The sequence below is a fragment of the Nostoc sp. genome (assembly GCF_035638895.1).
Taxonomy (GTDB): domain Bacteria; phylum Cyanobacteriota; class Cyanobacteriia; order Cyanobacteriales; family Nostocaceae; genus Nostoc.
In genome coordinates this window covers 1-13,310 of the sequence record NZ_DASQZC010000114.1, presented here as the reverse complement: position 1 = coordinate 13,310, position 13,310 = coordinate 1, and the positions used below count along the sequence as shown (strand labels likewise).

Here is a 13,310-nt window from a genome sequence, read left to right as displayed (position 1 = left end):
AAGCTGCTGTAAAACTTAGCTATTGCTAACTGTTGTCTCAGCGTTACGCTCAAGCACCATTTAACTTACTATGTTTAGTATCCCCCAGTTAAATGGGCTATATCTGCCTGCCTTTAAGTCATTATGGCAAAATCCAAAAAAAGCGCCAATCCCATCAATCTAAACGATCCACAATATTATCTTAACCGAGAGTTAAGCTGGCTAGAATTTAATGGCAGGGTATTACATGAAGCCTGTGACGATCGCACGCCCCTTCTAGAACGCCTAAAGTTTTTAGCAATTTTCAACTCTAATTTAGATGAATTTTTCATGGTACGCGTTGCTGGTTTAAAGCAACAAGTAGAGGCGAAAGTCAGCTTGTTAACTTCCGATGGGCGGACACCACAACAACAGTTAGACGATATTAGGTCTACCCTCACTCCCCAGGTAAAGAAAGAGCATCACCATTTTGAGCAAGTACTTCGTCCCCTATTAGCAAATCACGGTATCCATATTCTGGATTACATAGATTTGAATCAAAAACAACGGACTCATCTCAACAGTTATTTTGAAGAACAAGTCTTTCCAGTTCTGACTCCTCTAGCTGTTGATCCTAGTCATCCCTTTCCTTTTATTTCTAATCTCAGTCTGAATCTGGCTGTTGTGGTCAAAAACCCAGACACCGAAGAAGAATTCTTTGCCAGAGTTAAAGTCCCCAGTGTTCTCCCCCGATTTTTACCGATACCGCCGGAGTTGGGACAGAATAACGATAAACTTGCCCACTGGACTGGTGTACCTTTAGAACAAGCGATCGCTCATAACTTGGAATCTCTATTTCCAGGGATGAACATTCAAGAATATCATCCGTTCCGCATTACTCGTGATGCCGATTTGATCTTAGAAGAAGATGAAGCAGATGATTTGTTGTTTGCCATCGAACAGGAATTGCGAAAACGGCGCTTGGGTGGAAGTCCAGTCCGGTTAGAACTTCAATCCCAGACTCCTGAAATAGTGCGATCGCGATTATTGCATGATTTGGAATTAACAGAAAGCGATCTCTACGAAGTAGACGGTCTTTTGGGACTGCGGGATTTAATGTATTTTATGTCCTTGCCATTGCCGGAACTCAAAGATCCACCACGCCAATCTGTTGTACCATTACGTTTGCAAAGGTTGAGAGAACCGAGTTTAGACCCAGAGATTCTAGAGACAGACGAAGGAAAAGACTTTTTTGCTGTAATTCGGGAAAAGGATTTGCTTGTACACCATCCCTATCAATCCTTTTCGGCTACAGTAGTGCGCTTTATTACCCATGCTGCCTACGATCCGAATGTTTTAGCCATCAAAATGACCCTTTACCGGACTTCTGGCGACTCGCCCATCGTCAACGCCTTAATTGCCGCCGCCGAAAATGGTAAACAGATATCCGTACTGGTGGAATTAAAAGCACGATTTGATGAGGAGAATAATATTTACTGGGCAAAACGACTAGAAAGAGTCGGGGTTCATGTTGTCTATGGTTTAGTGGGACTGAAAACCCACAGTAAAACCGTCATGGTGGTACGGCGGGAAAAAGACCGGATACGCCGATATGTGCATATTGGCACTGGTAACTATAACCCCAAAACGGCACGACTATATACAGATTTGGGATTGTTCAGTTGCCGTGAAGAATTAGGTGCTGACATCACAGATTTATTTAATTTCTTGACAGGCTACTCCCTGCAAAAGTCTTATAGAGAGTTGCTGGTTGCGCCTGTGAATATGCGCGATCGCTTTTTGGCACTAATTCACCGCGAAATGGAAAATGTTCAAAATGGATTTTCTGGACGCATTGTTGCCAAAATGAATTCCCTAGTCGATCCGCAAATTATAGCCACTTTATATGAAGCTTCCCGCGCGGGGGTGCAAATAGACTTAATTATCAGGGGCGTTTGCTGTTTGCGTCCAGGACTCAAAGACATTAGTGAAAATATTCGCATAATCAGCATTGTGGGTCGCTTTTTAGAACACTCTCGGATTTATTATTTTCATAACAATACACAGGAGGAAATCTATATCGGCAGCGCCGACTGGATGCGCCGCAATTTAGATCGCCGAGTAGAAGTAATTACCCCAGTCAAAGACCCAGATATTGCTAAAGATTTGCAAGAAATTATGGGAATTATGCTCGCAGATAATCGTCAAGCTTGGGAATTACAAGCCGATGGTACTTACGTTCAACGGCGTCCTTATGATGATTCTCCAGAAGCTAATTCACAAAAAATTCTCATTAATATGGCATTACGCTCAACTGGTGTACCCTCAAACCTGATTGATTAAAAATAAGTTACTTCTACCTTGACAACTAGCTCAACTTAGTTTTTTTAGAAAACTTGATTTTTCTGAGAAGTTATCTAAGTTATTTGTCATGGTTTAACACAAGTTATTCAACCGTAGGATAGAGTCAGTACTGGCATTTGTTCTCATAAAGTAGAGAGGCTGTTCTGAAATAATTTCGTCTTTCCCCTTAATGTTAATGTTATCCTGTGAGCTTTCTACCTTGCGTGTTCTAGTAGTTGATGACCACGAACTGACTCGTTTAACCTTACAATTAGTTTTTTCTTGTCAGGAAAATATTGAAGTAGTAGGTTTAGCCACTAATGGTGAAGAAGCTATAGAAATGGTTAAACGTTGCCATCCTGATGTAATTGTTCTAGATTTACAGATGCCAGTCATGGATGGCTGGAGTGCGTCTAGTCACATTAAAGCTATATCTCCAAACACCCAGATCCTTGCTTACTCCTCAGTAGAAGACGTAAATTTTCAGGGGACAAAGGCAATGTCTAGCTTTGATAACGTTTGTAAGAAAGACGTACCTACAAGCGAACTTATTGCACTAGTTAGGCAGTTAGGTCAGCGTACAGGAGATGGTTCAGTTGCAGGATAAATTATATAGCTATATTGCTTCGCTAACTCACACTTAGTTGAATTCTGGGAATTTGAGGACATGATAATACTAAGAAGCGTCGGTATAACCTGAAGTTTACGGTTAAACCGACGCAATTTTTGATAATTTCTACTCTACCGGAATGGTGCGTCTAAATTCATCAATTAATTCATCCAGTTCTTCCAAAGCCTGATTTACGTCAACTCTCAAAGTTCCCAAATTTGGTTGCTCCAGTAGACCTAACAGGTACTCGCGTTTGCTTTGAACTACAGCAATTCGTTCTTTTATAGTCTGTATATCCATTATTTTTTTCCTATCTTTAACTACCTTTAAATTTAAAGTTAACTCAAAATCCAACATTCTGGGGCAATAATACGCCCTTACTAGTCTACTACACGAACTTTGTGCCTTGAAAATCCGTGTTCTTGCGTCTACGCAAATTCTTATGCAAACAAGGCAAAACCCCTTGACTTCTTACCGTGTCAGTCTTAACCTACGAATTTGGAGTTGGTTGAATATTACTGTCTAGGAAGGATGTTCTTCCCTAATTAGTTATTTATAGTCGATGATAATAAAACTGAGGTATTCAGAATTTATATTAATTTAAGCTCATGCTACGCAAAATCTCTTTGGGAACACTCGGTTTAACTATCGGCGGCATATTAACCATCATGGGTTTCGTCGCCTATGGTGTTAATAATGCCACATTAAATCTTGTCGGATTTTTTTACGGAATTCCTCTATTATTGGGAGGATTGGCGCTGAAAGCTAATGAACTCAAGCCTGTGCCCTTTACTCAAACTACGTCACCGTCAGCATTGATATTGCGGGAACAGCAAGCAACTGACACCCAAAATAAAATTCGCAAAGACATCACCCGATATTCTTACGGTCAAGATGCTCATCTAGATACAACACTTTCTTTTCTGGGTTTGAGTCCTTCAGACCAGGAACGACCAACAGTAACAGGCTTGCGAGAAACAGAAGTTAATGGCAGCTATGTCCTAGTTTTAGAATTTGATTCCCCACTAATACCAATTGATAGCTGGCAACAAAAGCAGGAAAAAATGACTAACTATTTTGGCCCTGGATTGGAGGTTCAAATAAGGCAGCCATCTGAAAACAAAATTGAGCTAGCACTGATCAATACTCAAAAACAGTCACTAGTCACTAGTCAATAGTCAAGAACAAAAATTCTCGTTACCCAAATTCGATTCTTTTATGTACCAATCCTGAATCAAACGCGCAACTCCCAAATTATCAGAGAAGTTAGGTGCCAATACGGTTCAATAAGCAGGGTGAGCAGGGCAGATAAGAGGGTATTTTTGAGTAATTCTTCTCTCATCCTGCTTCCAATACTGCCTAGGTTAAGCCTAAAAAATAACTCCAATGTAGGTTGGGTTGAGGAACAAAACCTAACATTCTCAGGACTTTGTTGAATAACACTTAAGTTCAACCCAACCTACAAATCTATTGTCAGTTATGCTACTTCTTAATCACTAACGAAAAAGTTACTTTTCTAAACGAACTGCATACCACTGCAAATATTGCCCAGGAGCAATATCTAATTCGCAGGTGGTGTCAAGTAAATATTGTGCTTGACCTTCCGCAGTATCAAATTTTTGTAAGTCAGGCGGCAAATCTTGAATTACAAGTTGTTGGAGAGTTGTTTTGAGCTTTTCTAATAACTCTGATTGTGTCATAAATTGTTCTGGTTGATTTATCTCTAGAACAACAAAGTGATCTTGCTGATACATTAATGAGTCTGGCATTTTGAATATTTAGTGAATGGGAATAGGTTTTGATTTTGGTGAAATATAAATGGCAATTTTATATGCTAATTCTGAATTAATTGTAAGATGAATCTATTGAATAAGTCTTAATTTAGCATATATAAATTTTATAGAGTATTATTTATTAATCTGGTATATTTATTTTAGAATAAATAACTATAAATTTTTATTTAGCTAAAAATATATCGAAATAAAATAATAATTTTTAATTATTTTAGTAACCCAATACTAATCTACAAAAAAGCTTGGTTTAAGGAAAATTTATATTCTATGTAATTATACTAGACATCTCTAGCGGTTGCCGAATAGACTAAATAAATTTGAGTCAGGCGATATTAATATTTAGTGTTAACTATCTTTTGAGCGCACTGTGATTTTTGCTTTGCGCTGTATCTTTAGGTTTCTAAACCAACTACACAATTAAATAAATAAGGTATGGATTTGCAATTTTTTTAAAAATCGCAATTTAACTTTAACAATGGGGAAATATAAAAGTAACATTTCCTCTCCTAACCATAGGCGAACAAAAAGGTAAGAATTGCCTTCGTGTTCTAATTATAGATTGTCTATGCAACTTAGTTATCTACCGCTTGCTTGGCTCAGTAACCTTGAGCAGTCTATTGTTGTCAAAAAACACTTGATTGCGAAACCAGACACACCCTTGCCGCAAATCGTGCCATTGATAAAAAGAGCGATCGCCCCCACACGATTGAGTTGCACAGCCTTTTTCACGATATTTCTGCAAGTGGAAGGCAACTCATGTCAGGCATAACTCCATTTTCTGTTTCTAAGCAACCACCACTGATTCTAGTAGCTGATGATGACAAGACCATCCGAGTATTGTTACGTAAAGCTATGGAACAAGAAGGTTATCGAGTGGTCGAGGCCAATGATGGTAAGCAATGTTTAGATGCTTACGAGATTATCAAACCGGATATAGTTTTGCTAGATGCTGTAATGCCTGTGATGGATGGTTTTACTTGCTGTAAGCACTTGCTCCAAATTGCCAGGAATAATTTAATCTCAGCCCTTGCAACTTTTGATACTGACTCTGTTCTTAATAATACGGTGATATCCAAGATATGGGAGCGCACTCCCATATTGATGATCACATGCTTGGATGATGAAGAATCCGTAGACCGTGCTTTTGAAGCAGGGGCGACTGATTATGTCACTAAGCCAATCCACTGGCCTGTATTGCGCCAGCGATTGCGTCGTCTTCTACAGCAAGCACAAGTCTACAAACAGTTAGAGGCAGCAAACGAAGCTTTGCACCACCTCGCCAATGTAGATGGCTTAACTGAGTTGGCAAATCGTCGCCGTTTTGACGATTATCTTAATACTCAGTGGATTAATCTGGCACAAGAAGAATCTCCCCTGTCAATGATTTTGTGTGATATCGACTATTTTAAATTTTATAACGATAAATATGGCCACCCGGCTGGAGATGTGTGTTTGCAAAAGGTGGGTGCTTTATTAAGCCTCAAGGCGCAAAAACATCAGGATTTAGTAGCGCGTTATGGTGGTGAAGAATTTGCTGTGATTATGCCATATACGCCTGCATCTGGCGCACTTCACGTTGCGGCAGCGATACAAGAGGGAATCAAAGATTTGCAAATTGTTCACGATGGGTCTGCGGTGAGTCAGCATGTCACGCTAAGTATGGGCGTGGCTACTGTTGTGCCCACTTGGGAATCCTCACCTTCAGATTTGATTGTGCAGGCAGATAAAGCACTTTACCAAGCAAAGGCTGGGGGGCGCGATCGCTTTGTCTCAAGTTTTTAATTGTCATTTGTCATTAGTCATTTGTAAATGACCAGAAATAAAAAGTACAGAGCAAGTAAATTTATGGGCTTGGTAAATTTTTGACTTTTGAATGCGTGATTTTTGACTTCCCTATTGCGTAGCGTCTGTCTGCGACACGCTGCACCCCTCCGGGGAAGCAAGCTACGCGTCAGCGTCCCGCAGGGAACGCAGAGAAGGGGCTGACCAATTTCTAAGAAGGATAAACTGGTAGTGTGAAGTGGAACCATGCTCCGTTATTGGGAGCAGAATCTACCCAAATTTGACCATAATGTGCCAGGATGATGCGTTGGCATAAACAAAGGCCAATCCCGTAACCTTCTGTACCTTCATCCCGTTGCAGGCGGAAGTGATTTTCAAAGATGCGATCGCGATTCTCTACAGGAATACCAGGCCCGCTATCGCCGATACTAAACTGAACTTTTTGGGTAGTGCGATGCAATCCGGCAATGCTAATCTTGCCACCTTCTGGGGTATATTTGATGGCATTATCTAACAGATTCACTAGCACTTGCCGGATGCGTTCTGGGTCAGCATATACATAAGGCAAGTCACTAGGAATATCTGTTTCTACCTCTTGGGATTTGGCGCTGTAGCGATCGCACAATTCTTCTAGTACATCTAAGCACACTTTACCCATCTGTACTTTTTGTGGTATAATTGGAAACTCTGTATCTTTGCCACGACCAACCTCTAAAAGGTCAGCAATCATCCGGTCAATAACCTTAGTTTGATTGCGGGCTTGTTTTAATAAATGCGCCGTCATTGATGGCTTGAGGCGTTGGAATTGCCCCGTCTCTAAATCGTAATTAGATTGGAGAGTTTCAATGGCGATCGCGGCAGCAGTTAGGGGATTGCGGAGATCGTGCGCTAGCATAGCAATCACCCGGTCTTTAAACTGTAGCTGGTCTTGGAGGTTATCTTTTTCCTGTTTCAAGCGAAAAATTTCGTCTGAGAGTCGAATTAGTTCCGCAGAAACAGCAACTGAACGGATAGTGGATTTGGGTAATGTCGCCCTAGCATTGTCGTCTATACGTTCTTGTAAGTCTTCCTGCACTTTTAAGTAGGCGTCTACAGGAGCTTGCCAGCGAGGCCACCAGTTTTTTAATTGCGCTATGATATTACTCCCAGCCAGAACCTGTCGTGGTTCGGGATGGATTTTAATTAAAGCTGGCGTTGCTATCAATTTAAAGTGTTCTGCTAAGTAAGGTTGTTGTCCAATATCAATAGTTTCAACTTCAAAACTATACTCAGCCTGCAATTCTTTTAAGTAAGCACGGATTCGCTGCACTTGTTGTCGGGACTTGGGTCGTCCATCGGCAAACAGTAGCAGCTGGAGTGGAGCCTCAGAATAAATAGGCTGATCCTGGGAAACTTGCATGTAATCGTGTTTCAGCACTGGTAACAACCCGGCGACGCTTTACAGAAAGTAAAATAGACTGACGGTTGTCGATGGTCGTTGTTTTTTCTTCAATTTAATATCTATTTTAGATTCTTAATACTCCTATCAGTTCTGCGTTTTTGACATCAGACATATCTTTTTCACCCTTTTGCCCGGTTTTGGTTAAATTTATCTCCAAGAAACACCCAAGTCCCTTGAATATAAGTCTTAATTTGCCCTAAAGCAAAAATTTTCGCCAGAGCTAGCAGGTGAAAAGTTTAACACTGTGTCAATTCGAGTACTTTTTTTGAACAAGTAATCACTTAAAAACGCAGACGCTAATTGTATCTAATCTATCAGGAAGTTGTTAACTGTTCAGACCAAGTTTGTAGAGGGCTTTCTCAACCGTCACTGCATCCGATGAAGTGTTTTTTTTGCCTCTACCCAATTTTAGTAATGATTGGGAAAACAGTCACAGCTAAGTATGTACTGTCTCTATAACTTGCGAAGCGCACCTTCTGTCCACCCTTCCTACAATAACCCCTACTTCATACCAGAAGAACAGGGGATGGATTGCCAAAGAGAAAACTTTGGATAACATAGAGGCGATGCCTACGGCGCTAAACTACGCACTTTTAGAGAAAGCACTCACTCCTTTCGAGGCTGCCAAGAAACTCTTGACTATAGCACAAGTAGCACTTTCCCCAGAAAATCAATCTAGAGATACTAAAGAAACTGCCACGACACTTGACTGCTTTGCCTATTATCACCCCGGTATCCAAGAACCACAGACTTACGCTAAGTTCCTGAAATTGCTTAATAGTGGCATTTTTCACCTATTGCCTTATTCACCTTACCATCGTCAGATGAAGAATTTCCAGAATCGATTGTCAGTCGAAGTTAGCGAACTTTATCCATTCCCCTCCTTGAGTGAGGCTAAAGGGGCCTTTAATCCTAGTTTATCACTTCAGTTGCTTGGCGTAGGCATCGCATTACAACTAGTGCATCTGGAAGAAGATTAGAGCTTTTGCTAGCTACACTGTGCTTTGGTGAGTTAACAATCAGTTATCGGCTATGTCAACTGAATATTTCCAGAACTCTTTAAATCGCAGAGAATTTAAAAGCTAAAGTTGGCTTGACACAGTACTAGTTTTCCTGAACCAGCAAAACTGATTTCACGGGACGCTTTATAGGATTTCCTTCCAAATCAACCTTCCCGTAAAAAGTTTTGCCATTGTAATAAAGCGAAGACGAACTCCCCCCATCAAGATTCATCGCTTGATCAGCACCAAGAGTTTTCATAAAATCAGCTAATGCTGGCAAAGATATCCCAGAATTAGCGGGAGCTGAGGGTTTTTGAGCCACCATCACTAAAACAACGCTGCCATCACGGGTAATACCCACAGCAGTTCTGGCGTTGGGTTGGTTGCTGCCAAGTGCATCTCGTTTATTGGTATTATCTACAAAGCCCTCTTGTACTAAAGTGACTTCTGGTAATAGTCTTGGGCCTGCGCCTATAGCATCGACTAACTGACAACCTGCTGGCGGTGACTGACTGTGTAGAGCAATGGAATAGCGGTTAGTTTGCCCACATAAGTAGCGGCGGAATTCTGCGCGATTAAATATTTTACCCAGGTAAGGTTTTAAGTTGGGATTGTTCACCAATCGCTCGTTTTCCTTAGGGTCAGCAACCAACTTCTTTTGTAGGATGACATAAGATGTAGATTTTTGGTTAGCTGGGTCAAAAAAGCCTGCGTTCAAAATAGCTACGGCTCGATGCTTTTGGGCAAATTCCTCTACAGTGGCTACCTTCTGTGATAATGCAGGAGTTACCAAAAATTTGCTATTAGCTGGAATCAACAGAACGTGAGCGATGCTTTGAGGTAAAGTGCGCTCGAAGTAGCGGATAGTTTTTGGTGGTGAAGATGCAAAAGTTGGTATTGACGGTGTTGAAAAACGCAAATTCAACCACAACACCATTGCCAAACTAATTAATATCAAAGCCAGTAGTTTGATTTTTCTCACATTTAAACTCACTTGCAGTTAGCTCAAACAGGACTTAGGCAATAATACTTCGCAAACTCTTATTCCTCCGTGTTCTCTGTGCCTCTGTGGTTCGATTTTCGTTAAAGCGATCGCTAATTTTTAACTGATAGTAAAAATGCTCTCAACAGCCCTACTCGATTAAAACTGTCGCACACCTTGCTGTATAAGCATTTTAAAGACTTTTCACTCTTATAAATATTTTATTTCTATTAACCAATTTCCAACATGAGCAGAAAGTTTTGGTTGATAGGATTTTTTTGTCTGTAATACTTTCACCAGCAAAATCAATTACCCATTTCCTGCAATTGATTCCAGTTCTGGAGAGAGCAAATGTGTGTCTCTGAATGTTGAGGCAGGCAAGTACACTGTAAATTGAGTACCTCTGCCTACCTGACTGTAAACATTGACAAAACCACCGTGATTTTTAATGATACCCAGAGTCGTGGAAAGTCCTAAACCTGTACCTTTGCCTACTTCTTTGGTAGTAAAAAATGGTTCAAAAATCCGTTGCTGGACTTCCGAGGACATCCCCATACCAGTATCCGTTACCACGATCGCAATATAAGAACCCACTTTAGCATCAATATTTATCTGGGCAGAATGTTCACCAATCACCAGATTTTCTGCCGCAATTCTCAATATACCGCCATTGGGCATAGCATCGCGGGCGTTGACTACTAAATTTATCAGCACCTGATGTAGTTGAGTTGCGTCTCCACGCACATACCACAGATTTTTAGGGATATCTGTTTGGCAGATAATAGATTTGGGGAATGTTTGAGTAATAATTTGCTCAATTTCTGCCATCAAAGGCTGAATTTGGACTATTGTGTGTTTGCCTTCGATGCCCCGTGCAAAAGATAATACTTGCTTGAGCAAATTAGCGCCGCGTTTAACATTATTTTCTAAAGTTTGCAGTATTTGCTGACTCTGGGAATCGGGCAATTTCTTCTGCAATAGTTGAACTGACATTAAAATTGGGGATAGTATATTGTTCAGGTCATGGACGATACCCCCAGCTAGAGTACCGATACTCTCCAAACGTTGCGATCGTACAAGTTGAGCTTCCAGTTGTTTCTGCTGCGTAATCTCGGTGTTCACACTCAAAATAGATTTGGGTTGTCCATTATCATCCCGAATCAGTATCCACCGACTTTCAACGATAATTACTTTACCTTCCCTTGTCAGTTGATGCAACTCACCCCGCCACTCACCCGTATTCATCACCCTCAAGTAAGCATCTTCTAACTGTGGTGAAATGTCTTTATACAAAAGTTGCAAAACATTATTACCCACAACTTCCGCAGTCTTCCAGCCGTATAGACGTTCAGCACCTTGATTCCAAAACAAGATTTGGTTGTGGATATTTCGCACCAGAATCGCATCACTTGATACATCCAGCAGCAACCCTTGTTCACGGATTTTCTGTTCTGCCTGTTTTTGCTGGGTTATATCTCGCATCAATGCCAAATGGATGAATGTGCCATCAGATTCGTTTCGCAATGGTACGGCATGAGTTTCCATGTAGCGATGAGTACCTTTAAATCCCACGATTTCAAACTCCAAAGTCCCCTTATTACCTTGGCAGACACTTTTATGCAAGTCGGCAAATGCTGCTCTATACTCTGGTACAATTACGGCATCAATAGGTTTACCAATTAAGACATCGGCACTTTCCACTTCCATCATTGCCAGTCCTTCTGCATTAATTTCTAAAAGGATGCCATCGCCGCCAATTAACTGGATGCATTCTGGTTCTGCATCTATCATGGCTCGTAAACGATTTTCGCTTTGGCGTAAAGCCAGTTCTGTCTGCTGAAGTTGCCTGATATAACGCCACAACAAGTCATAGAGCAGCATCACCAGCACTAAATCCACAACAGCAGCGATAAAAAATGTAACTATCGCCTTTTGGGAACTTGCTTGCGACTGCTGCATTCCCTGGTGTAATAAATTTTGTTCCACCTTTAAAGAGTCGTGAATAAGGTGTTGGATTTCTTTGCTGCTTTGCTTGTCTCTGTCAGATAAGATTTGCTGCCGAACTGCTTCAAATCCCTGGTTTTGTCTGAGAGAAATCTCTTGTTGTAGGATGTTGAGCCTGTTGCTAATTTTCGGCTCCAGCAAAGAAATCCACTGCCGCTTTTGATGGGTATCAGCAGTTAACTTGCTAATAATTTGAATATTGCTATTAGTTTTCTGATCAGCCGCAACATAGGTTTGTAAATCATCTGCATCTGCTGTAATTAAGTAATTACGTTGTGCAATTTCAGTATCTTTGAAGTTAGATTGAATACTTTCAAGTTCAGTAACCACTTTGTATGAGGATGTCACCGATTCTTGATTGGAAATCAGCTTAACAGTATTGCTATATGAGACTACAGCATTAGTAAATACAACTGCCAATGCTAGGATGAATATTGCTTTTAGCCTTTGGACTCGATACCATTTTTTGATCATGCGATCGCCCTTTCTGCCGCAGATGCCCTCCATCTGTTAAGATTAAAGACTAAAAACAAATACTGAGAATAATTTAATAATTGTGACAGCACGGGTAACAAAATGCAATCTCTTCAAGTTGTAAATATCTAAAATTTTTGGGATGATTATTTATACATAGTAGTTACAAATAAATCCGCTAATTTTTAATATAAATTCATGTTTAGCAGTAGTAGTATAGCCAATGCAGTTGGGATCAGATAAGTTGCCTATCCATAATGTTTGTAGAGACGTTGTAATGCAATGTCTCTATGTTTGGAATTTTAATTAACCTCACATTATCCCTAAATCCAAAACAAAACCAGGTAATATATCTTCTCCTGACAAGCTAGTAACACAAGGCAAAAGTCAAAAGTCACGGATTCAAAAGTCAAACGATATATTTTTCAATGAATATTTATGCTGCTAAAAATGTTTTGAATCAAGCGTTTCATCAAAGGACTTCTATCTCTGAAACAAAAGACTCAACATAACGCTCGGTTCCAAACCACCAGCCTGCACTTATGCGAGAGGGAATGGTCAAGCCTTCAAAGGTGCGTTCAGCTTGGAATATACCACCAAAGGAAATATAAGTCCAAGTTTTATCTTCTGTGCGTAAGCGTAGCCCGTCGTAGACATCGCCCCAACGTGGCAACCAAACCTGTAAAACCTTGCCGTTAGCATCAATTACTAAAGTCAGGATGACGGGTTCACCATCAATCTGAAAGCTGGCTTGAATAGTATTATTGTCGATAGCTTTATTGAAGAGGACAAGGTGATGGGGAGACAAGGAGACTTGGGGAATTGTCTCCCCATCCCCAAGTCGTGCGGCAACGCCCAAGGGTTTAAGACCCCCACCACTTTTTGGTGGACTTGAATCAGGTGGGGTCTGAATCCCCATCTG

12 protein-coding genes are annotated in these 13,310 nt (G+C 40.7%); 6 read left to right on the top strand and 6 right to left on the bottom strand.

Annotated features, from left to right (window positions below; translation table 11 throughout):
- Positions 1-123: 123 nt before the first annotated feature.
- Together ppk1 and VE944_RS05235 are read left to right on the top strand one after the other, a co-directional pair.
- Positions 124-2,301, top strand: coding sequence for a polyphosphate kinase 1 (gene ppk1 / locus VE944_RS05240; protein ID WP_324973303.1), 2,178 nt, complete (start codon positions 124-126; stop codon positions 2,299-2,301).
- Between the two features lie 190 nt (positions 2,302-2,491).
- On the top strand, positions 2,492-2,908 hold the full coding sequence (locus VE944_RS05235) for a response regulator (RefSeq protein WP_324973300.1): 417 nt from the start codon (positions 2,492-2,494) through the stop codon (positions 2,906-2,908).
- A 129-nt stretch (positions 2,909-3,037) separates the two neighbouring features.
- On the opposite strand, the gene VE944_RS05230 is transcribed toward VE944_RS05235, so the two are convergent.
- Positions 3,038-3,211, bottom strand: a complete 174-nt coding sequence (locus VE944_RS05230) for a hypothetical protein (RefSeq protein WP_324973297.1) — start codon at positions 3,209-3,211, stop codon at positions 3,038-3,040.
- 308 nt (positions 3,212-3,519) lie between these two features.
- On the opposite strand from VE944_RS05230, the gene VE944_RS05225 reads away from it, so the two are divergent.
- On the top strand, positions 3,520-4,089 hold the full coding sequence (locus tag VE944_RS05225; protein WP_324973294.1) for a DUF2854 domain-containing protein: 570 nt from the start codon (positions 3,520-3,522) through the stop codon (positions 4,087-4,089).
- A 330-nt stretch (positions 4,090-4,419) separates the two neighbouring features.
- Here VE944_RS05225 and VE944_RS05220 read toward each other — a convergent pair whose 3' ends face one another.
- Positions 4,420-4,680 (bottom strand): CRR7 family NDH-1 assembly protein, encoded by a 261-nt coding sequence (locus tag VE944_RS05220; RefSeq protein WP_324973291.1) that lies wholly within the window; start codon positions 4,678-4,680, stop codon positions 4,420-4,422.
- Between the two features lie 589 nt (positions 4,681-5,269).
- On the opposite strand from VE944_RS05220, the gene VE944_RS05215 reads away from it, so the two are divergent.
- Entirely contained in the window at positions 5,270-5,473 is a 204-nt protein-coding gene (locus VE944_RS05215) for a hypothetical protein (RefSeq protein ID WP_324973289.1), read from the top strand.
- Positions 5,461-6,486 (top strand): PleD family two-component system response regulator, encoded by a 1,026-nt coding sequence (locus VE944_RS05210; RefSeq protein WP_324973286.1) that lies wholly within the window; start codon positions 5,461-5,463, stop codon positions 6,484-6,486. Before VE944_RS05215 ends, VE944_RS05210 begins: the two co-directional genes overlap by 13 nt.
- 211 nt (positions 6,487-6,697) lie before the next feature.
- Here VE944_RS05210 and VE944_RS05205 read toward each other — a convergent pair whose 3' ends face one another.
- Positions 6,698-7,903, bottom strand: a complete 1,206-nt coding sequence (locus tag VE944_RS05205) for a histidine kinase (protein WP_324973283.1) — start codon at positions 7,901-7,903, stop codon at positions 6,698-6,700.
- Positions 7,904-8,475: 572 nt separating this feature from the next.
- Here VE944_RS05205 and VE944_RS05200 point away from each other — a divergent pair.
- Complete coding sequence (locus tag VE944_RS05200) at positions 8,476-8,907, top strand: hypothetical protein (RefSeq protein ID WP_324973281.1); 432 nt, start codon at positions 8,476-8,478, stop codon at positions 8,905-8,907.
- Positions 8,908-9,031: 124 nt separating this feature from the next.
- On the opposite strand, the gene VE944_RS05195 is transcribed toward VE944_RS05200, so the two are convergent.
- The 3 genes from VE944_RS05195 to VE944_RS05185 all read right to left on the bottom strand — a co-directional run.
- Complete coding sequence (locus VE944_RS05195) at positions 9,032-9,910, bottom strand: phosphodiester glycosidase family protein (protein WP_324973278.1); 879 nt, start codon at positions 9,908-9,910, stop codon at positions 9,032-9,034.
- Positions 9,911-10,219: 309 nt separating this feature from the next.
- Positions 10,220-12,421 (bottom strand): PAS domain S-box protein, encoded by a 2,202-nt coding sequence (locus VE944_RS05190; RefSeq protein WP_324973275.1) that lies wholly within the window; start codon positions 12,419-12,421, stop codon positions 10,220-10,222.
- 439 nt (positions 12,422-12,860) lie between these two features.
- Positions 12,861-13,310 (bottom strand): DUF6920 family protein (locus tag VE944_RS05185; RefSeq protein WP_324973272.1); only part of this gene is annotated, 450 nt, incomplete at its 5' end.